The sequence below is a fragment of the Allomuricauda sp. F6463D genome (genome assembly GCF_023015965.1).
GTDB lineage: Bacteria > Bacteroidota > Bacteroidia > Flavobacteriales > Flavobacteriaceae > Flagellimonas.
The window spans coordinates 756,191-775,598 of the sequence record NZ_JALKAN010000001.1; the positions used below are offsets into that span (position 1 = coordinate 756,191).

General features: G+C 38.8%; 15 protein-coding genes and 1 pseudogene. 13 read left to right on the forward strand and 3 right to left on the reverse strand.

Annotated features, from left to right (window positions below; all coding sequences use genetic code 11):
- The first annotated feature begins 6 nt into the window (after nucleotides 1-6).
- Nucleotides 7-924: a RimK family alpha-L-glutamate ligase gene (locus MWU56_RS03290; protein WP_247042218.1), complete on the forward strand. Its 918-nt coding sequence runs from the start codon at nucleotides 7-9 to the stop codon at nucleotides 922-924.
- A gap of 3 nt (nucleotides 925-927) precedes the next feature.
- Here MWU56_RS03290 and MWU56_RS03295 read toward each other — a convergent pair whose 3' ends face one another.
- Nucleotides 928-1,680 (reverse strand): XRE family transcriptional regulator, encoded by a 753-nt coding sequence (locus tag MWU56_RS03295; RefSeq protein WP_247042220.1) that lies wholly within the window; start codon nucleotides 1,678-1,680, stop codon nucleotides 928-930.
- A gap of 99 nt (nucleotides 1,681-1,779) precedes the next feature.
- On the opposite strand from MWU56_RS03295, the gene MWU56_RS03300 reads away from it, so the two are divergent.
- The 4 genes from MWU56_RS03300 to MWU56_RS03315 all read left to right on the forward strand — a co-directional run bounded on the left by MWU56_RS03300 (nucleotide 1,780) and on the right by MWU56_RS03315 (nucleotide 5,813).
- The gene (locus tag MWU56_RS03300) at nucleotides 1,780-3,042 is read left to right on the forward strand and encodes a putative DNA modification/repair radical SAM protein (protein WP_247042222.1); all 1,263 of its coding nucleotides are present in this window, start codon (nucleotides 1,780-1,782) and stop codon (nucleotides 3,040-3,042) included.
- Between the two features lie 106 nt (nucleotides 3,043-3,148).
- Nucleotides 3,149-3,925 (forward strand): TIGR03915 family putative DNA repair protein, encoded by a 777-nt coding sequence (locus MWU56_RS03305; protein WP_247042224.1) that lies wholly within the window; start codon nucleotides 3,149-3,151, stop codon nucleotides 3,923-3,925.
- Between the two features lie 71 nt (nucleotides 3,926-3,996).
- Complete coding sequence (locus tag MWU56_RS03310) at nucleotides 3,997-5,091, forward strand: three-Cys-motif partner protein TcmP (protein WP_247042226.1); 1,095 nt, start codon at nucleotides 3,997-3,999, stop codon at nucleotides 5,089-5,091.
- A 2-nt stretch (nucleotides 5,092-5,093) separates the two neighbouring features.
- Nucleotides 5,094-5,813: a DUF5131 family protein gene (locus MWU56_RS03315; protein ID WP_247042228.1), complete on the forward strand. Its 720-nt coding sequence runs from the start codon at nucleotides 5,094-5,096 to the stop codon at nucleotides 5,811-5,813.
- On the opposite strand, the pseudogene MWU56_RS03320 reads toward MWU56_RS03315, so the two are convergent.
- Nucleotides 5,814-6,325 (reverse strand): annotated as a pseudogene (locus MWU56_RS03320) (hypothetical protein). It abuts the gene before it with no gap.
- 120 nt (nucleotides 6,326-6,445) lie between these two features.
- On the opposite strand from MWU56_RS03320, the gene uvrA reads away from it, so the two are divergent.
- The 5 genes from uvrA (at nucleotide 6,446) to MWU56_RS03345 (ending at nucleotide 15,903) form a co-directional block, all read left to right on the forward strand.
- Nucleotides 6,446-9,307 (forward strand): excinuclease ABC subunit UvrA, encoded by a 2,862-nt coding sequence (gene uvrA / locus MWU56_RS03325; protein WP_247042230.1) that lies wholly within the window; start codon nucleotides 6,446-6,448, stop codon nucleotides 9,305-9,307.
- Nucleotides 9,308-9,327: 20 nt separating this feature from the next.
- The gene (locus tag MWU56_RS03330; RefSeq protein ID WP_247043691.1) at nucleotides 9,328-10,014 is read left to right on the forward strand and encodes a TIGR00730 family Rossman fold protein; all 687 of its coding nucleotides are present in this window, start codon (nucleotides 9,328-9,330) and stop codon (nucleotides 10,012-10,014) included.
- A gap of 55 nt (nucleotides 10,015-10,069) precedes the next feature.
- Nucleotides 10,070-12,859, forward strand: a complete 2,790-nt coding sequence (locus tag MWU56_RS03335) for a metalloprotease (protein WP_410548928.1) — start codon at nucleotides 10,070-10,072, stop codon at nucleotides 12,857-12,859.
- Between the two features lie 157 nt (nucleotides 12,860-13,016).
- A complete protein-coding gene (locus MWU56_RS03340; protein WP_247042240.1) occupies nucleotides 13,017-15,428 on the forward strand; it encodes a thiamine pyrophosphate-dependent enzyme in 2,412 nt (803 codons plus the stop codon).
- Nucleotides 15,429-15,525: 97 nt separating this feature from the next.
- The gene (locus MWU56_RS03345; RefSeq protein ID WP_247042242.1) at nucleotides 15,526-15,903 is read left to right on the forward strand and encodes a DoxX family protein; all 378 of its coding nucleotides are present in this window, start codon (nucleotides 15,526-15,528) and stop codon (nucleotides 15,901-15,903) included.
- Between the two features lie 8 nt (nucleotides 15,904-15,911).
- Here MWU56_RS03345 and holA read toward each other — a convergent pair whose 3' ends face one another.
- Nucleotides 15,912-16,913 (reverse strand): DNA polymerase III subunit delta, encoded by a 1,002-nt coding sequence (gene holA, locus MWU56_RS03350; protein WP_247042244.1) that lies wholly within the window; start codon nucleotides 16,911-16,913, stop codon nucleotides 15,912-15,914.
- Between the two features lie 26 nt (nucleotides 16,914-16,939).
- Here holA and MWU56_RS03355 point away from each other — a divergent pair, with 26 nt between their 5' ends.
- The 3 genes from MWU56_RS03355 to MWU56_RS03365 all read left to right on the forward strand — a co-directional run bounded on the left by MWU56_RS03355 (nucleotide 16,940) and on the right by MWU56_RS03365 (nucleotide 19,368).
- The gene (locus tag MWU56_RS03355) at nucleotides 16,940-17,386 is read left to right on the forward strand and encodes a type I restriction enzyme HsdR N-terminal domain-containing protein (protein WP_247042245.1); all 447 of its coding nucleotides are present in this window, start codon (nucleotides 16,940-16,942) and stop codon (nucleotides 17,384-17,386) included.
- 12 nt (nucleotides 17,387-17,398) lie between these two features.
- On the forward strand, nucleotides 17,399-18,400 hold the full coding sequence (locus MWU56_RS03360) for a glycosyltransferase family 2 protein (RefSeq protein WP_247042246.1): 1,002 nt from the start codon (nucleotides 17,399-17,401) through the stop codon (nucleotides 18,398-18,400).
- Nucleotides 18,401-18,495: 95 nt separating this feature from the next.
- Complete coding sequence (locus MWU56_RS03365) at nucleotides 18,496-19,368, forward strand: OmpA family protein (protein WP_247042247.1); 873 nt, start codon at nucleotides 18,496-18,498, stop codon at nucleotides 19,366-19,368.
- Nucleotides 19,369-19,408: the final 40 nt, after the last annotated feature.

Here is a 19,408-nt window from a genome sequence, read left to right on the forward strand (position 1 = left end):
AAGTGAATGGAATTTGATGTTGTTGTTTTGACGGACCATAGGTATGTGGCCCCAAAAAAAAGTAGCCCTTATATTAAAAATGTATTGCTCGAAGACCAACTGGTTCTGGAGGCATTAGAAAATCAAGGTTTTAATGTAGTTCGAAAATCATGGGACGATTCCAATTTTGATTGGTCGACCACAAAATTCGCCCTGTTTCGAACCACTTGGGACTATTTTGACAGATTTTCTGAATTTTCCAAATGGTTGGAATCTACTTCAAAAAGAACACGCTTCATCAATTCCCAAAAACTCATTTATTGGAACATTGATAAGCATTATTTGCAAGATTTATCAAATAATGGAGTGACTATTCCCAAGACGGTTTTTATTGAAAAAGGTACAACTATCACACTGGCAAATGCAATTTCAAATTCCGAAGTGAACAATGGGTTCAATACTGATGCTTATATTTTAAAACCCTGTGTTTCTGGAGCAGCACGTCATACCTATAAGATTCATAAAGATGCGATTGAAAATTATGAGAGTATTTTCCAAAAATTGGTGGCCGAAGAGGCCATGATGCTCCAAGAGTTTCAAAAAAACATTGTATCGGAAGGAGAAATATCCATGATGGTATTTAATGGCGAATTTACCCATGCAGTTTTAAAAATCGCCAAACCGGGAGATTTTAGGGTTCAGGATGATTTTGGAGGCACCGTTCACAATTATACACCCAATCAAGAACAAATAGCGTTTGCCCAGGGCGTAGTTAAAGCTGCGCCTGAGCTTCCCATTTATGCCAGAGTGGATATTTTTAGGGACAACGAAGGTAATTGGGCCTTGGCCGAACTGGAAATTTTTGAACCCGAGCTTTGGTTTCGGCTCAACCATAAAGCGGCAGACAAACTTGCATTTGCCATCAAAAATAAATTCTTTGCTTAAGGGTTATTTGGCAATTTGCTTTTTCAATTCTTCCATCGATTGTTGCAACTGTTTCAACAAACCAGTTTCGGTAGTGGCATCCACATTAAAGGTAAGTTTACTGCTCACTTCCCAAACTTCTTGGATTTGAAAAGGCTTGATCTCGTATGGAGGATACGTTTCATTTAAAGAAATCAGCGTAATATTATTTGAGTTTGGCTTTCGCTCTATTTTTTTAACCATTACCGAATCTTGAAGTACTACAACATACATCTTATTTGAACTCACATAATCAATATGCTCGATAGCGCGGGCCAAAACCCAATCGTTGGGCCTCAAATTCGGTAACATACTATCCCCTTCCACTTGAAAACCACGATATGTGGCATTTCTAAATTCTGGAATAGGCATATCAAAAGCAGGTAATTGCCGATACCAACTCGTATCTGAAATATTTTGGGGATATCCGGCCGCAGCTTTGGCATTCACCATCACCATGTTGTCATTGTCCGAATTATCTACGGTAACCACTTTGGGGATAACGCTGGTTTTGGAAGTATCCAAATGTTTCTGGTCACTTTCTCCAAATAACCACAGCGGATTTATTTTAAACTGTCGCAAAAGTTCAGAAACTACCTTTCCAGAAAGTTTGGTCCTACCCCGCTCAATATCGGCAGTTGTGTTCTTAACCCCCAACAACTTTGCAAACTCAGTTTGGGTATGTCCGAGTTCCCTCCGGATATCTATAAAACGCTTTATGGTCAATTCATTTTCCACATTTCAAATATACATCATTTGGATTATTTCCAAAACATTTTATGGATTATTTCCTTATTTGGATTATTTCCATATCTTTGATAGGAATATTTCCAAGTTATGAATTTTGATAGGATACGCGAAAAACTAAACATCTTGGCCGATGCCGCTAAATATGATGTTTCCTGTGCCAGCAGTGGGAGTAATAGGACAAACAAAGCCAAAGGCTTGGGAAATGCTTCCAAGATGGGTATCTGCCACACCTACACAGCAGATGGCCGCTGTGTTTCCCTACTAAAAATACTGCTCACCAACCATTGTATTTTTGATTGTGCCTACTGTGTTACCCGAAAAAGCAATGATGTTCCCCGAGCAGCTTTCAAAGTACAAGAAGTGGTAGATCTTACCATCAATTTTTACCGAAGAAACTATATTGAAGGATTATTCTTGAGTTCTGGAATATTCAAAAGTCCGAACCATACCATGGAACGTTTGGTTGCAGTGGCCAAAAAACTGCGTGAAGAAGAAAACTTCAACGGTTACATCCATTTAAAATCGATACCCGGAGCGAGCGATGAACTCATGTACGAAGCAGGCCTGTATGCCGACCGGCTTTCAGTTAATATTGAAGTTCCAACAATTTCTGGGCTGAAGCTATTGGCTCCTGACAAGAAGCATGAAGATTTTATCAAACCTATGGAAAAGGTGAAAAACGAAATCGTGCGGTATCAATCGGAACGAAAAACAATTAAAAACACTCCAAAATATGCTCCAGCAGGACAAAGCACCCAAATGATCGTGGGCGCCTCTGGAGAGTCGGATAAGGATATTATGTATTCGGCAACCCACTATTACAAAACCTATAATATGAAACGGGTATATTATTCTGGTTACGTACCTGTCACCCACGATTCCCGCTTACCAGCCATAGGTTCAGCTGTGCCCATGCTTAGGGAAAACCGGTTATACCAAACCGATTGGTTAATGCGATTTTACGGATTCTCTGTGGGTGAGTTATTGAACAGCCAACATCCCAACTTGGATATGGATGTGGATCCAAAACTCTCATGGGCCCTTCGGAACCTACAGTATTTTCCTGTGAATGTGAATACTGCCGAAAAACATCTATTGGCAAGAATTCCAGGTGTAGGGATGCGTTCGGTGCACAAGATTATGATGGCCCGCAAGTATCGGAATTTGAACTGGGACCACTTAAAGAAAATCGGAGTGGCCCTCAACCGTGCCCAATTTTTTATGGTGTGCGATTCCAGTTACTGGGAACGCCGCGATTTGGATGCGGATAAAATAAAAGGCATGATCCTGCAGAATTCTTCAGGAAAGTTTCGGGGTCAGTACAGTACGCAATTGTCATTGTTCAATTAATAATATGAAATCGACAATCTTATCATTTCGAAGAAGTTCACGACCAAGAAATCTAGATTTCAAACATTCGTTCGAAATGACATCAAAATAATATAACATAAACGCTATGAACACATCAACAACCTTAGTTTACGACGGCAGTTTTAACGGATTTTTGACCGCCGTTTTTATGGCCTTTGATGAAAAGATCAATGTGGCCGACATTCAGAAGAACAACCAAACACAAAGTGGGTTGTTTTCCGATACCGAAACCGTTTTTACCCATGTGGAAAAAGCCAAGCGTGTATGGAACGGCATCCGAAACAAGAGTCATAACGCCATATCCAATGTATACTTCGCTTTTTTGAGTGAGTCTGAGGGTGTGGAAATGATACTCTACTCCTACATCCAGAAATTGATGCGAACCAATAACGGCAAATATTTGGACTATGCAGACCCTACAGTACTCCATATTGCCCAATTATCTAAAAAAGTAGGGCGGGAAAAACACCGGATGGAAGCCTTTGTTAGGTTTCAGTTAACTAAAGATGGCATCTACTTCGCGAATATTGAACCCGATTTTGATATGTTGCCCCTTATCTCCAAACATTTTCGGGACCGCTATGCGGACCAAAAATGGTTGATTTATGACGTTAAACGTAAATACGGCATTTATTACGATTTAAATCATGTAGAAATGGTCTCTTTGAACTTAAAGGATATCCACCACAACAAAATGACAAAAAATGATGCTTTTACCAGCGAAGAATACGAATATCAAACTCTTTGGAACGATTATTTCAAAAGCACAAATATTGCATCGCGCATTAACCCAAAATTGCATAAGCAGCACGTTCCCAAAAGGTATTGGAAGTATTTAAGCGAAAAAAAGGAGGCTGTTTAAATAAATTATTTAATATAGTAAGAAATCTTCCCCATACAAAAAAGCATTTACAATAAAATTTAATAATTGTTATGTCCGAAGATTTTTTTCAAAAACCGTTCACTGAAGATACTAATGTTAAGTTATCGCTTTATAAAGAGTATCTAAAAGAATGGTTTCCTGTCTTTATTGCTGCCCATAGACCATTCAAGAAAATAGTTAATTTGTTTGATTTCTTCTGTGGTCCTGGAAAAGATTCAGAAGGCAAGTTTGGGAGTCCGCTTATTACTCTTGAAATTTTAAAGGAATACCAAGAACATGTTCAAAATACTTCAGTTCAAATTAACCTTTATTTCAATGACTCTGAAAATGACTATATTAAAACTTTGAAGAAAAATATTGAAGAATTTGGCATTCCAATGGGTAAAATCAATATTCACTTTTACAACAAAGATTTTATCGAATTATTTCCAGAACTACTTCCAAAAATGGTTAATGCCGCAAATCTTATTTTTCTAGATCAGTTTGGTGTAAAATATGTTAATGAAGAAAGATTTAAAGTTCTTGTGGGATTACCCGTAACAGATATAATTTTCTTCATATCTTCTTCCACGTTCAACCGTTTTCACAACGATGGCAATGTTACAGATGTGATTGGATTATCTTCAGAAGAAATACAGAAAAAGCCTTTTTATGAAATTCACAGGTTGGTTCATGAAAAATATTCTGAGCTAGTACCTGAAAAAGCATCGTACCTACTTGCTCCTTTTTCAATAAAAAAAGGCACAAATATTTATGGCTTAATATTTGGAAGTGGGCACCCCTTGGGTATGGAGAAATTTTTAGGCATTTGTTGGAAACAGGATGAGGAAACTGGCGAAGCAAATTTTGATATTCAAGGCGATAAAAAATTAATCTATGCTCCTTCCCTATTTCCAGAACTAAATGATCAGAGAAAAATACCAACTTTTCAAAGAGAGTTGAAAGAAAAAATATTAAGCGGAGAACTTACTTCAGATTTAGAAATTTTCATTCATATGATAAATAATGGCTTTATTGGAAAACATGTTACTGAAGTCATCAATGATTTAAAGAGTTCTAAAAAAATAAAAATTAAGTATCCATCGTTCAAATGTTCAACTGTTTGGAAGTATAATAGAGAACCTCAAAAAATCGAAATTTTATAATTATGGCTCAATCTAGTATCGAATGGACGGAAATGACTTGGAATCCAACCACAGGTTGCACTAAAGTAAGCCAGGGTTGTAAATTCTGCTATGCTGAGGTAATGTCCAAACGACTTCAAGCAATGGGAGTTGACAAGTACAAAGATAATTTCAAGGTTAGAATACATGAGTCCGAATTAAAAACACCTTACACATGGAAAAAGCCTAAAATGGTATTTGTAAACTCGATGAGTGATTTGTTTCATCCAGAAGTTCCATTATCATTCGTACAAAAGGTGTTTCAAGTAATGAATGATAATCCGCAACATATTTTTCAAATTTTGACAAAAAGACATGAAAGGTTGTTGGAATTACATGAAAAATTGAACTGGACACCCAATATTTGGATGGGAGTTTCAGTAGAAAATTATGAAGTTAAACACCGCATAAATTATCTTCGAAAAACCAATGCTAAAATTAAATTTTTGTCATTAGAACCTCTAATTGGCCCACTTCCTAATTTAAACCTTAATGAGATTGGTTGGGTAATTGTAGGAGGAGAAAGTGGAAGAAAGCCACGACCTATAGAACCTCAATGGGTAGAGGACATTCAGAACCAATGTAAAAAAGCGGGCGTTGCCTTCTTTTTCAAACAATGGGGAGGCACAAACAAGAAAAAAAGTGGACGTCTACTGAACGGTCGTACATATGATGAAATGCCCGATCATAGGTTAATTGCTTAACTATTTACCCCTCTCTCCTACAAAATGGTCACTTTTAGCTTTAAACAGAACATTAAAACTGGTTAAACTACCATAAATACGGGTAATGTATTGTTGAAGGTCCACCTTTTCTTGGTCGTCCAAGTTTTTGCTACTGTTTATTTTTTGTTCCATCACGCGGATGCGGTCGCGCACCATCACAATTTTATGGAAAAAGGTCTCAATTGGTATTTCTTTGTTGGCAGCTCCAAAATTAATTTACCACCTTTCCATTTATCTGCAATAGCCACTTTTTCATGGGTATCGCTCCATTTTTCCAATATCTTCACTAAAGAACGCTCCACATCAAAAAAACTGACACTGTCCACTTCATCTTCCACACCTTCTATCACTTCAAATTCGGCGTCCAAATCAATGGTTTCCAATCCATTTTCCAAAAAAGTAACCCAATAATGTTTGGACGACACATTCGTTACCACCCCTTTTCCATACTCTGGATGATCAATTCTTGACCCTATACCTAGTAATTTCATTTCTATATCGTTAATATCATTTCCAAACTCAAAAATAAACCATCGATGAACAAAAACGAAACCAAAAGGCCACTTCCTTTTTACATCCCAAATCGCTACTTTTGATGTTTGCTATGATTTATGATCAACTACGAAGAACATATTGAGGTTAAGGGCGCAAGGGTCCATAACCTAAAAAATATAGATGTTACCATTCCACGCGAAAAACTTGTTGTAATCACAGGGCTTTCGGGGAGTGGAAAATCCTCTTTGGCATTTGATACCATCTATGCTGAGGGCCAGCGTAGGTACATCGAAACTTTTTCTGCCTACGCCAGACAGTTTTTAGGCGGACTGGAACGCCCCGATGTGGATAAAATCGACGGGCTTTCACCGGTAATCGCCATTGAACAGAAAACCACCTCCAAATCGCCCCGCTCCACTGTGGGAACAATTACCGAAGTTTACGACTTCTTACGCTTGCTCTTTGCACGCGCTGGAGATGCTTACAGTTATAATACCGGCGAAAAAATGGTAAGCTACAGCGATGAACAAATCAAAGACTTGATTATTGAATCGTACCGGGAGAAAAAAATCAATGTACTTGCCCCTGTCATCAAATCCAGAAAAGGACATTACCGCGAACTTTTTGAGCAGATTGCGAAGCAAGGTTTTGTAAAGGTGAGGGTCGATGGTGAAATTACCGATATTACCAAAGGTATGAAGGTAGATCGCTACAAAACCCACGATATCGAGATTGTAATAGATCGTTTAAAGGTTGGCGATAGTGAAGATTTTCATAAACGATTGAGCGAAACCATCAACACGGCCATGTACAGTGGCGATAATGTGCTTATGGTTTTGGAGGAAGGCGAAATGGAACCGCGTTATTTTAGTCGGGACCTTATGTGCCCATCCTCAGGAATCTCCTACCCTACACCTGAACCCAATACATTTTCTTTTAACTCACCCAAAGGAATGTGCCCAGAATGCAGCGGACTTGGACATGTATTTCAGGTAAACGAGGATAAAATCATCCCCAACAAAAAGGTTTCCATAAAATCGGGTGGACTTGCCCCGTTGGGCGAATACAAAAATTCCTGGGCCTTCAAGCAATTGGAAACCATTGCCCAACGCTATTCGTTTGACCTCACTGATGCCATTGAAAAGATTCCAGAAGAAGCCATGGACGTTATCTTGAACGGTGGCAAGGAAAGTTTTGAGGTGGATTCCAAAAGTTTGGGCGTAAAACGACAATATAAAATTGATTACGAAGGTATTTCCAACTTCATCAAAACCCAATATGAAGAAGCCAATTCCACTTCGATAAAACGATGGGCCAAAGACTACATGGACCAAGTAAAGTGTCCGAATTGTAAAGGTTCTCGCCTCCGAAAAGAATCTCTTTATTTTAAAATAGCAGGTAAGAACATTGCCGAACTGGCGCATTTGGATATTGCCGAACTAGCTGGTTTTTTCCAACATTTAGAGGATACACTGCAAGGCAACCAAAAAAAGATTGCCGAGGAAATCATAAAAGAGATCAAAACACGCGTTGGTTTCTTGTTGGATGTTGGGCTAGATTATCTTTCATTGAACCGAAGCTCAAAATCACTTTCGGGTGGCGAAGCACAACGTATAAGGCTTGCCACACAGATAGGTTCGCAATTGGTGGGTGTACTCTACATTTTGGACGAGCCAAGCATCGGTTTGCACCAACGGGATAATGAACGGTTGATCAAATCCTTGGAAGCGCTTCGCGATATTGGAAATTCGGTCATTGTAGTGGAACACGACAGGGATATGATTGAAAGTGCGGACCATGTTATTGATATTGGTCCCAAAGCAGGTAAACATGGTGGTGAAATTATTTCTGAAGGAAGCCCCAAAGAATTGATAGAGCATCACACGATGACCGCCCAATACATAACAGGGGAAGTGGAAATCCCTGTTCCAGAGCAAAGACGAAAAGGTACGGGCAAAAAAATCACACTTACGGGTTGTACGGGCAACAACCTTAAAAATGTGACCGTGGATTTTCCTTTGGGCAAACTTATCGGAGTTACGGGAGTTTCTGGTAGTGGCAAGTCCACCCTGATCAACGAAACCCTCTACCCCATTATGAACGCTCACTACTTTAACGGGGTGAAAAAACCTATGCCTTACAAAAAAATTAAAGGGCTTGAACATATTGATAAAGTTATCGATATCAACCAATCTCCAATTGGACGAACACCTCGTTCCAATCCAGCTACGTACACCGGGGTTTTTAGCGAAATACGATCCTTGTTCTCTAAAACCACCGAAGCTACCATACGAGGTTATAAACCCGGAAGGTTTAGTTTTAATGTGGCCGGAGGAAGATGTGAAACTTGTCAAGGAGGTGGACTCAAGGTCATTGAAATGAATTTTTTGCCCGATGTATATGTGGAATGCGAAACTTGTAATGGAAAAAGATTCAATAGAGAAACTTTAGAAATCAGATACAAAGGGAAATCCATTGCGGACGTATTGGAAATGACCATTAACGAGGCTGTGGGATTCTTTGAGAATATTCCAAAAATTCATCGTAAACTTGAAACAATAAAAGATGTAGGGTTGGGTTATATATCATTGGGACAACAATCCACTACCCTTTCAGGGGGCGAAGCCCAAAGAGTAAAGTTGGCCACAGAGCTTTCCAAGCGAGATACTGGAAACACTTTTTACATCCTCGACGAACCAACCACAGGCCTACATTTTGAAGATATTCGAGTACTTATGGAGGTACTTGACCGTTTGGTGGACAAAGGCAACACAATATTGGTGATCGAACATAATATGGATGTGATCAAAATGGTGGACCATATTATCGATATTGGTTACGAAGGTGGTAGAGGCGGCGGAAAGGTTGTTGCAAAAGGTACTCCCGAACAGGTGGCGAATGACAAAAAAAGCTATACCGCAAAGTTTTTAAAGAAAGAATTGGACAATACTAAACAAAAAATTGCAAGAGCAGTTTAAAAGAATATACAACTATGCAAATGCGAGACGAACAACATTCCAAAGGGTGGAATGAGATCAAGACAAATGATTCTTGGGCCATATTTAAGATTATGGGCGAGTTTGTCAATGGATATGAGAAATTAAGTGCTATAGGGCCTTGTGTTTCTATTTTTGGGTCGGCCAGGGTTCGAGAAGGACACCCTTATTACGATCTGGCGGTAAAGGTTGCGGAAAAGATTTCTGAAGCTGGTTACGGTATAATCACCGGTGGCGGACCAGGAATCATGGAGGCAGGTAACAAAGGTGCAAAATTGGCTGGAGGCACATCCGTAGGACTAAACATCGACCTTCCTTTTGAGCAACACGACAACCCTTTTATAGATGAAGACAAGAGCCTCGATTTTGATTACTTTTTTGTTCGCAAAGTAATGTTTGTTAAATATTCGCAAGGTTTTGTGGTAATGCCCGGAGGGTTTGGGACCTTGGATGAGTTCTTTGAGGCACTGACCTTGATTCAAACACACAAAATTCATAAATTTCCAATAATTCTTGTCGGAACTGAATTTTGGAAAGGATTGTTGGATTGGATCAAGAATACCTTGGTCGAAGAAGGAAACATTAGTCCAAAAGATTTGGACCTCATAAAATTAGTGGACACAGAGGAAGAAGTAGTCGAAATTATAGATGCTTTCTACAAAGGTAGAACCCTTAGTCCAAACTTTTAATCTTTACGTATTGATTATCCATCGTGAATTTCTAAGCATTTTGCTACTTATTAGTATGTTGTGCCCCAATTTATGGGGGCAACATAAAAATGAAATAGTGGCCACACTCGATGGACCAACCAACCAAATCCGGATTCGCCAACACTTTACTTACACCAACCCATCGGATAAAGGGCTTTCCACGCTATACTTCAATGATTGGAACCACGCTTATTCCAATAAAAATACAGCCCTCGCCAAACGATTTGCGGAAGAATTCAACAGGAGTCTTCATTTGGCGAAAGATAGAGAGCGTGCAAAAACAACCATTAGAAGCATTGTGGATGATAACTATACCGGGTTGGATTGGAAGCGGGACAATAATAAAGACATTATAGCTGTAACCCTCAACGAAATTCTGAAACCCGGGGAGTCCCTACAGCTTTTTTTTACCTATACCATTAAATTGCCTACAGCTAAATTTACTGGGTATGGATACACGGATAACGGAGGTTACAATTTAAAAGATTGGTATTTTACACCCGCTGTTTTTGATGGAAATTGGAACCTGTACAATAACATTAATCTTGACGACATTTTTACCGAGGTTACAGACACTCGGATCAACTTTACTTTTCCTGAAGATTTGTATTTGGCCTCAAACTATCGCACTTCTAGTGTTTCCAGCTTTCCTGGAGGACAAAACGTACAGCTTATTGCCAACAAAAGAAAAAATTGCGAGATCATCCTAACTACCGATGATAGGTTCACCAAACACATTACAGACAACATAATGGTTACCACGGATATAGAATCCAATAAATACGAAGAAATACCCCAAGGAATCTCAATAAATAAAATAACACAGTTTCTTCACGAAAATCTAGGGGCGTATCCGCATGGCAATCTTTTGGTAAGTGAATTTGATTACAGTAAGTCTCCCTTGTATGGTATTAGTCAACTTCCATCATTTATAAGACCGTATGAAGAGCAGTTTCAGTTTGAAATGAAGTTCTTGAAAACGACTATTCGCAGTTACCTGAAAGAATCTTTATATCTAAATCCACGTAAAGAACAATGGGTAAACGACGCCATTGGATTTTATCTAATGATAAAATTTGTGGATGAAAATTACCCTAATCAAAAATTGGCTGGAAAGCTCTCCAAAATTTGGGGGCTTAAAAACTTCCATTTTGCCCAAATGGAATTCAATGAACAGTATTCGCTCTTTAGTATGCTTTCAGCACGAAAAAACATAGACCAAGCCTTAACAACTTCCAATGATTCCTTGATTAAGTTCAACCAAAAAATCGCCAATGCGTATAAAGCCGGTCTTGGAATGTCATATCTATCTGCCTATTTAGGTGAAAAAAAGATAGATAGTACTATCCTGGACTTTTATCAAAATAACAAACAAAAGAAATTTGTAAGTGCCGCTGATTTTAAAAAGACCATAGAAAAATATTCAAACAAAGAGGTTGATTGGTTTTTTGACACCTATGTGGCAACGGATAAAAAAATAGATTTTAAAATCAAAAAAATTCAAAAAACGGAGGATTCCATAACTTTCGTGCTAAAAAACAAACGGGGCACCAATGTTCCCATATCGGTTTTCGGGCTCGAAAATGATTCGGTAGTCTCCAATTATTGGTTTTCAGGTATAGATAGTACCAGGAGCATTACTATTCCACGTAAAAGTGAAGACCGATTAGTTTTGAACTACGATCAAAAAATTCCCGAATTTAATCAAAGGGACAACTGGAAAACTTTAAATGGTTTTTTCTCAAGCAATAAAAAATTGAAATTTCAATTCTTTAAGGATACGGAAGACCCATATTATAACCAAGTATTTTATGTTCCGATTGTAAACTTCAATTTATATGATGGTGTAACACCCGGATTACGGCTTTACAATAAAACTTTTTTGGAGAGACCTTTTCAGTACGATATATCACCGACCTACTCGTTTTTAGAGCATACCATGGTGGGTAAAGCCAGCTTCAGATACCGTAAGTATCACAAAAAGACAGGTTTGTTTGTGTCCAATTATTCATTTTCAGCATCTACCTCTCATTTTCAAGAAAATTCTCGTTTTACCACCCTAACACCTGCGGTAAGTTTTGGTTGGCGTCCCAACGACCTGCTTTCCAACCGTAGACAATACCTGTTGCTACGGTATAGAAGCGTTTTTAGAAACATTGATCAAAATTTGGAGGGCGAGTTGGATACCGATCCCGATTATGGTGTTATCAATGCACGATTTACCGATGTGGACAATAGTATCCTCAATTATTCATCTTGGTTCTTGGATGCCCAGCATTCCAGTGAATTTACCAAGATTGCCTTCGAGTGGGAATACAGAAAATTGTTCCATAGTAACCGACAGCTGAACCTACGATTTTATGCTGGTAAGTTTTTACGTAACAAAACAAAATCCAACTTTTTTAGTTTTGCCCTGGATAGACCAACGGATTACATGTTCGACCTTGCCTATCTAGGTAGATCGGAAAGTTCTGGGATCTATAGCCAACAAGTAATAATTGCAGAAGGAGGGTTTAAATCCAAGTTAGAAAATCCATTTGCCAATGATTGGATAGCGACCACCAATGCCAGCACAAATATTTGGAGATGGATAGAGGCTTATGGTGATCTTGGCTTTATAAAGAACAAAGGTGATAATACTCATTTTGTTTATGACTCCGGTATCCGATTAAATTTAGTGACAGATTATTTTGAACTTTACTTTCCAGTATATTCCAACAGAGGATGGGAAATTGCTCAAAACAACTATGGGCAAAAGATTCGGTTTATAGTTACCATAAGCCCTAAAACCCTCATCGGACTATTTACTCGCAAGTGGTTTTAATTGCCATATCGATAATAATAAGCTCAATTTACCCATTTGTATTATAGAATAATCATTTATAGCATTATTTTTTTAAGGGTTATTCATTTAATCGACGTATTTTCAAGTTGCAATTCTGATGGATTTTTTGTAATTTCGCACAAATCTTCAATAATACATGAAACCCGACCCAAGCACAAGTAACGATATTTCTTTTGACGATTTTAAATCACAGATTTTACAGGATTATGAAACCGCCGTCACTAGTAGGGAATGTAGTTTGATGGGAAGACGGGAGGTACTCTCCGGCAAAGCGAAATTTGGAATTTTTGGGGACGGTAAGGAACTTCCACAGTTAGCTATGGCAAGAGCCTTTCAAGATGGTGATTTTAGAAGTGGATATTACCGTGACCAAACTTTTATGATGGCGCTTGGATACTTAAGTCCAAAAGCGTTTTTTCACGGACTCTACGCCACTACCGACATAGAAAAGGAGCCAATGAGCGCCGGAAGGCAAATGGGCGGTCATTTTATGACACATAGTTTAAATGAGGACGGTACATGGAAGAACCTTACAGAACAAAAAAACAGTAGTGCCGATATCTCTTGTACTGCAGGACAAATGCCTCGATTACTTGGTCTTGCGCAAGCATCCAAAATTTACCGTAATGTAGAGGGCATCGACCAAACCAACTTTTCCAAAAATGGAAACGAAGTAGCATGGGGAACAATAGGCAACGCCAGCACCAGTGAAGGGCATTTTTTTGAAACATTGAATGCTGCGGGGGTAATGCAAGTTCCTATGGTAATTTGTATTTGGGACGATGAATATGGAATTTCCGTACCCTCGGAATACCACACCACCAAAGGTGATATTTCAGAAGCGCTAAGTGGGCTCCAACGCGATGAGGACAAGAAAGGCTTTGAGATTCTAAAAGTAAACGGATGGGACTATACCGCCCTTATCCATGCCTTTGAAAATGCTTCGGACATTGCGCGTGAAGACCATGTGCCTGTACTTATCCATGTAGTTGAACTTACACAGCCACAAGGCCATTCCACATCAGGATCCCATGAAAGATATAAGTCGTCGGAACGCTTGGAGTGGGAGCGCGAAAATGACTGCAATAAACGATTTAGGGAATGGATACTTGAAAATGGCATTAGCACAGAAGAAGAACTTAAAAAAGTTGAACGGGAAATAAAGCACAAGGTCCGTGCAGCTAAAAAACAAGCATGGTCAGAGTTTATAGAACCTCAATTGAAAACTAAAAAGGAGTTGGTGCAATTGCTTGACAAAGCTGCGAGACAAAGCCCTAACAGAGCTTTCATAATCAAGCTAAAAAATGATTTGATTGCCATTGAGGAGCCCGTAAAAAAGGATTTAGCTTCTAAGGCTAGGAAAGCATTACGCTATTTATTGGGAGAATCCACTCCCGAGAAAAAACAACTTCAACAGTGGGTGGACAATTTCATCACAACAAATGAATACTTGTATGGTTCCCATTTGTACAACGAAGTAGGTAACAAAGCCACAAAAATTGCCCCTGTACCTCCCTCCTATTCGGATAATGCCGATAAAGTAGATGGTAGGGTCATTTTAAGGGATAATTTTGACAAACTGTTCAGTAAGTACCCAGAGGCTTTGGTTTTCGGTGAGGATACTGGAAATATTGGAGATGTCAACCAAGGGCTCGAAGGACTTCAGAAGAAATTTGGCAAACTTCGTGTAGCAGACACAGGAATAAGGGAAACCACTATAATTGGTCAAGGCATTGGAATGGCTCTGCGTGGTTTGCGCCCCATTGCCGAAATACAATATTTAGACTACATCTTTTACGCCATACAGACCTTGAGCGACGATTTGGCCACTTTAATGTACCGCACCGTAGGTAAGCAAAAAGCACCGCTCATTGTACGTACTCGAGGCCACAGACTGGAAGGAATCTGGCACTCAGGCTCACCCATGGGTGGACTGATTCATTTGCTCAGGGGAATGTACATCCTAGCTCCCAGAAATATGACCCAAGCTGCCGGTTTTTATAATACACTTATGAAAAGTGATGAACCGGCCTTAATCATTGAAAGCCTTAACGGATATCGGTTAAAAGAACAAAAACCTTCTAATTTGGGTGAATTCTGTACACCCATTGGAAAGGTAGAAACACTCAAGGAAGGAACGGATATCACTTTGTTATCGTACGGTTCCACTCTTAGAATTGTAGAGAAAGTAGCCCAAGACCTTTTAGAGGTGGGTATAGATGTCGAAGTAATCGATGCCCAATCCCTGCTTCCTTTTGATTTGGAACACGACGTGGTAAAAAGTTTGAAAAAAACCAATAGGTTCTTGGTAATCGATGAAGATGTTCCAGGTGGCTGCTCGGCGTATTTGATGCAGGAAGTTGTTGAAAAACAAGGAGGTTATCGATACTTGGATAGCGCTCCTCAGACTTTATGCGCTAAGGCACATCGTCCAGCATATGCATCAGACGGCGATTACTTCTCCAAGCCTAATGCGGAAGATATATTCGAGAAAGTCTATCAAATTATGCACGAAACCGATCCTAAATCCTATCCAATGCTTAGGTAATGAATATAGATGTTTTTATTCATGAAATATTTTTCGTTAATTATTGTTTCGTTTTTAAAACATAATTTATATTTTCACGAGGACTAAATTTCCCCACATGAAAAACAACACTTTGGTACACGTAGGGCTTGCATTATTAAGAATTGCGCCCTCGGTATTTATGCTTACCCATGGTTACCCAAAACTCATGAAACTTATCAGCGGAAACACAGAATTTGCCAACCCATTTGGTATTGGACAGGCACCGTCACTTTTCTTGGCGGTTGTAGGCGAATTTATCTGTCCCCTTCTTATTATTATTGGGTTTAAAACAAGATGGGCGGCCATACCAACGGCCATAACCATGTTCGTAGCTGCGTTTATGATTCACTCTGCCGACCCTTTTAGTGTAAAAGAAAAGGCTTTGCTGTTTTTAGTGATTTTCATTACAATAATACTGTTGGGCCCTGGTAAATACAGTATTGACAAAAGATAAACAATCAATCAAATAATTTTGTAGAGAAGCTCTTTTAGCAAATCAGCTTGAGCCATATTGCTGGCACCGACTCCTTTGCCTTTTAAATCCAAGGTTCTAAGACTGGAAATAATACCGCTAACTCGTTTCATGGGGTAATTTTTTGCCGCAACCACGTACTCGTTTACAAAGTAAGGATTTACACCCAAGACTTTCGCTACATTACTGGGTGAGTGGTCGTTGAGTCCATGATATTGCAATAGTTGTGTAAAAAACGTGTTTAATAGGGTAACGGTTACTACAAAAGGATTGTCTTTTGGGTTTTGTGCAAAATAATCAATGATCCGTGAGGCCTTTTTTACATTGCGCTCTCCAATTGCCTTTTTCAATTCAAAATTATTGAAGTCTTTGCTAATACCAATATGCTCCTCTATTAGGTCAGGAGTAATCTCCGTGGCCGGCGGTACAACTAAGGTCAACTTATCAAGTTCGTTATTGATTTTACTCAAATCCGTTCCTAAATACTCTACAAGCATCACACAAGACTTGGGCGACATCTTATATTTTTTATTCGCCAATGTTCGTCTGATCCAATCGGCCACCTGATTTTCGTAAAGTTTTTTACTTTCAAAAAGCTCTCCATTTTTTTTAATGGTCTTATAGAGTTTTTTACGTTTGTCCAACTTTTTATACTTGTAACAAAGTACCAAAATAGTGGTCGGTTGTGGATTCTCCGCATAGGAAGCTAGATTTTCTATGGTTCTGGATAGATGCTGCGCCTCTTTTACAATAACGACCTGATGTTCGGCTATCATGGGAAACCGCTTGGCATTCGCAACCACTTCATCAACACTGGTCTCTTTTCCATAAAGCACCATTTGATTAAAACCCTTTTCATCTTCGCTAAGCACATTGTCCGCGATGTATTGAGAAATACGATCAATATAATAAGGCTCCTCCCCCATCAAAAAATAGATCGGTTTCGGATTACCTTTGTTTATTTCCGCGACAATCGCTTTTACTTTGTCCATTCAAAATATTTCACCAGTTTTGTCCAATGCAAGATTTGAACTTTCCACCATATTCATTTCGAATCAAAAATAGCCAAAATAGACAGTACATTTTTGATGGAATACGGAAAAAATTTGTAGTACTGCAACCAGAAGAGTGGGTACGCCAACATGTACTACGCTATTTGGTATCTACAAAAAACTACCCAAAAAGCCTCATCAATGTAGAAAAACAACTTACGGTAAATAAACTAAAGAAGCGATATGATGTGGTTGTGTTCAATCCGGATGGCACAATTTACCTATTAATAGAATGTAAAGCACCGGAAGTTGGAATAACACAATCCGTTTTTGACCAGATAGCACGGTACAACTATCAACTAAAAGCAGAGTACCTAATGGTGACCAATGGCTTGGAACATTACCATTGTGAGATGGACTTTAAAAATGAAAAATACAGGTTTTTGGAGGATATTCCTGATTTTAGCCGTTAATTTGCCACCGTTTTGAAAATCGCCGTAGTCATACTCAATTGGAATGGAGAAACCTTACTGGAAAGGTTTCTACCCTCAGTTACCAAGTATTCCAAAGGAGCTGAAGTATTTGTTGTCGACAACGCGAGTACAGATGGTTCGGTATCATTTGTAAAACAAAATTATCCCAACATTGGCATTGTACAAAATAGTTTAAACGGAGGTTTTGCCAAAGGCTATAACGATGGTCTGAAACATATTGATGCCGACGTATTCTGCCTCTTGAATTCTGATGTAGAAGTTGCTCCCAATTGGTTAGAACCCATAAAAGAAACTTTTGAAACCCTTCCCCATGTTTCAATCATCCAACCCAAAATACTTGACCTAAACCAAAAGGACCATTTTGAATATGCCGGTGCTGCCGGGGGATACCTTGACATGTTTGGGTACCCTTTTTGTAGAGGGAGGATTTTCCAGACCATTGAAAAGGACGAAGGCCAATATGATGATGTCAAAGAAGTTTTTTGGGCCACTGGTGCCTGTATGTTTATAAAAAGTGATGTTTTTAGATCTCTTGAAGGCTTTGATGAGGACTACTTTGCCCACCAAGAAGAAATTGATTTATGCTGGAGAGCAAAAAATGCTGGGTACAAAGTTTATTATGTTGGTCAAAGTAAGGTTTATCATTTAGGAGGAAGTACATTGTCCAATATGAATCCCAAGAAAACTTTTCTCAATTTTAGGAACTCACTTTACTCCATCACCAAGAATTTACCGGGAAAAAAAGCTTTCCCCATCATTTTCGTTCGATTGATTCTGGATGCCATTGCTGCAATACGATTTGTATTCCAATTAAAATTCGATCACTGTTTCTCTATATTTAGAGCTCATTTCAGTTTTTATGTTAACTTTATAAAAATGTACAGAAAACGGGAAAAAGCAAATTTTTTATTAAAATACTACATTACAACATCCATAGTGTGGTCTTATTTCGTACATCAAATAAAGAATTTTAACATTTTAGTAAAAGATTAACGAAGCCGAAATATGGAAGCCTTGCTTTTTAGCTAATTTTGGTGTAGTTATTTAATATTTGATAATCTAACAATCCTTAAATTATACTCTGAACTATGAAAAAAGTTTTTCTAGGAACACTAGCGATGACGATCCTTTTATCTTCCTGCGTGTCGCAAAAGAAATATTCTGAACTGGAAGCCCAACACAAAGAAACCCAAGACCTCTTGAATTCTGCAACCGTTAAACTAAACGGCTGCTTGGAAGAAAAAGCAACAGCGGATTCTAGGTTAAAAACACTTGAAGATCAAAACGCATTTTTAAAAGCGAACAACCAAGAGCTCATCAACAATATGGGCAATTTAACAACGCTTACCACCAAAGGTGCTGAAAACCTTGAGAAATCCCTTGAGAGCCTTCAAGAAAAAGATCTTACTATCAGAAAGCTTCAAAACGCCGTTACACGTAGAGATTCTGTAAACCTTGCATTGGTACAGAGCTTAAAAGGTGTATTGGGCAACTTGGATGATGAAGACATCGAAATAAGTGTTGAGAAAGGTGTGGTATTTGTATCCATTTCCGACAAATTGTTATTTAGAAGCGGAAGCTACAACGTAACCAATGCTGCTAAAGAAGTACTTGGTAAAGTGGCCAAAGTGGTGAACAACAAGCCTGACTTTGAGTTTATGGTAGAAGGACACACTGATAATGTGCCAATTAAAACTTCAGAACTTGCAGACAACTGGGACTTGAGTGTGAAAAGAGCAACTTCTGTGGTTAGGATTCTACAAAATGACTTTGGTGTAAGCCCAGCTAGAATGACAGCTGCTGGACGTAGTCACTATATTCCACTTGTAGACAACAATACATCTGCAAACAGAGCTAAAAATAGAAGAACACGTATCGTTGTACTTCCAAAAATTGACCAATTCTATAATATGATAGAAGAAGGAATGAAAGATCCTGCTATCGGTGGAACTGGTAACTAAGAAAATTTTTACCAATAAATGAAAAAGCGGCCAATTGGCC

Bases quoted from the DNA above. Each gene is read 5' to 3' on its own strand.
- MWU56_RS03315 (WP_247042228.1), top strand. From the start codon at position 5,094: ATGGCTCAATCTAGTATCGAATGGACGGAAATGACTTGGAATCCAACC.
- MWU56_RS03345 (WP_247042242.1), top strand. From the start codon at position 15,526: ATGAAAAACAACACTTTGGTACACGTAGGGCTTGCATTATTAAGAATT.
- MWU56_RS03365 (WP_247042247.1), top strand. From the start codon at position 18,496: ATGAAAAAAGTTTTTCTAGGAACACTAGCGATGACGATCCTTTTATCT.
- MWU56_RS03330 (WP_247043691.1), top strand. From the start codon at position 9,328: ATGCGAGACGAACAACATTCCAAAGGGTGGAATGAGATCAAGACAAAT.
- MWU56_RS03300 (WP_247042222.1), top strand. From the start codon at position 1,780: ATGAATTTTGATAGGATACGCGAAAAACTAAACATCTTGGCCGATGCC.
- MWU56_RS03305 (WP_247042224.1), top strand. From the start codon at position 3,149: ATGAACACATCAACAACCTTAGTTTACGACGGCAGTTTTAACGGATTT.
- MWU56_RS03340 (WP_247042240.1), top strand. From the start codon at position 13,017: ATGAAACCCGACCCAAGCACAAGTAACGATATTTCTTTTGACGATTTT.
- holA (WP_247042244.1), bottom strand. From the start codon at position 16,913: ATGGACAAAGTAAAAGCGATTGTCGCGGAAATAAACAAAGGTAATCCG.
- MWU56_RS03310 (WP_247042226.1), top strand. From the start codon at position 3,997: ATGTCCGAAGATTTTTTTCAAAAACCGTTCACTGAAGATACTAATGTT.
- MWU56_RS03335 (WP_410548928.1), top strand. From the start codon at position 10,070: ATGTTGTGCCCCAATTTATGGGGGCAACATAAAAATGAAATAGTGGCC.
- uvrA (WP_247042230.1), top strand. From the start codon at position 6,446: ATGATCAACTACGAAGAACATATTGAGGTTAAGGGCGCAAGGGTCCAT.
- MWU56_RS03290 (WP_247042218.1), top strand. From the start codon at position 7: ATGGAATTTGATGTTGTTGTTTTGACGGACCATAGGTATGTGGCCCCA.
- MWU56_RS03355 (WP_247042245.1), top strand. From the start codon at position 16,940: ATGCAAGATTTGAACTTTCCACCATATTCATTTCGAATCAAAAATAGC.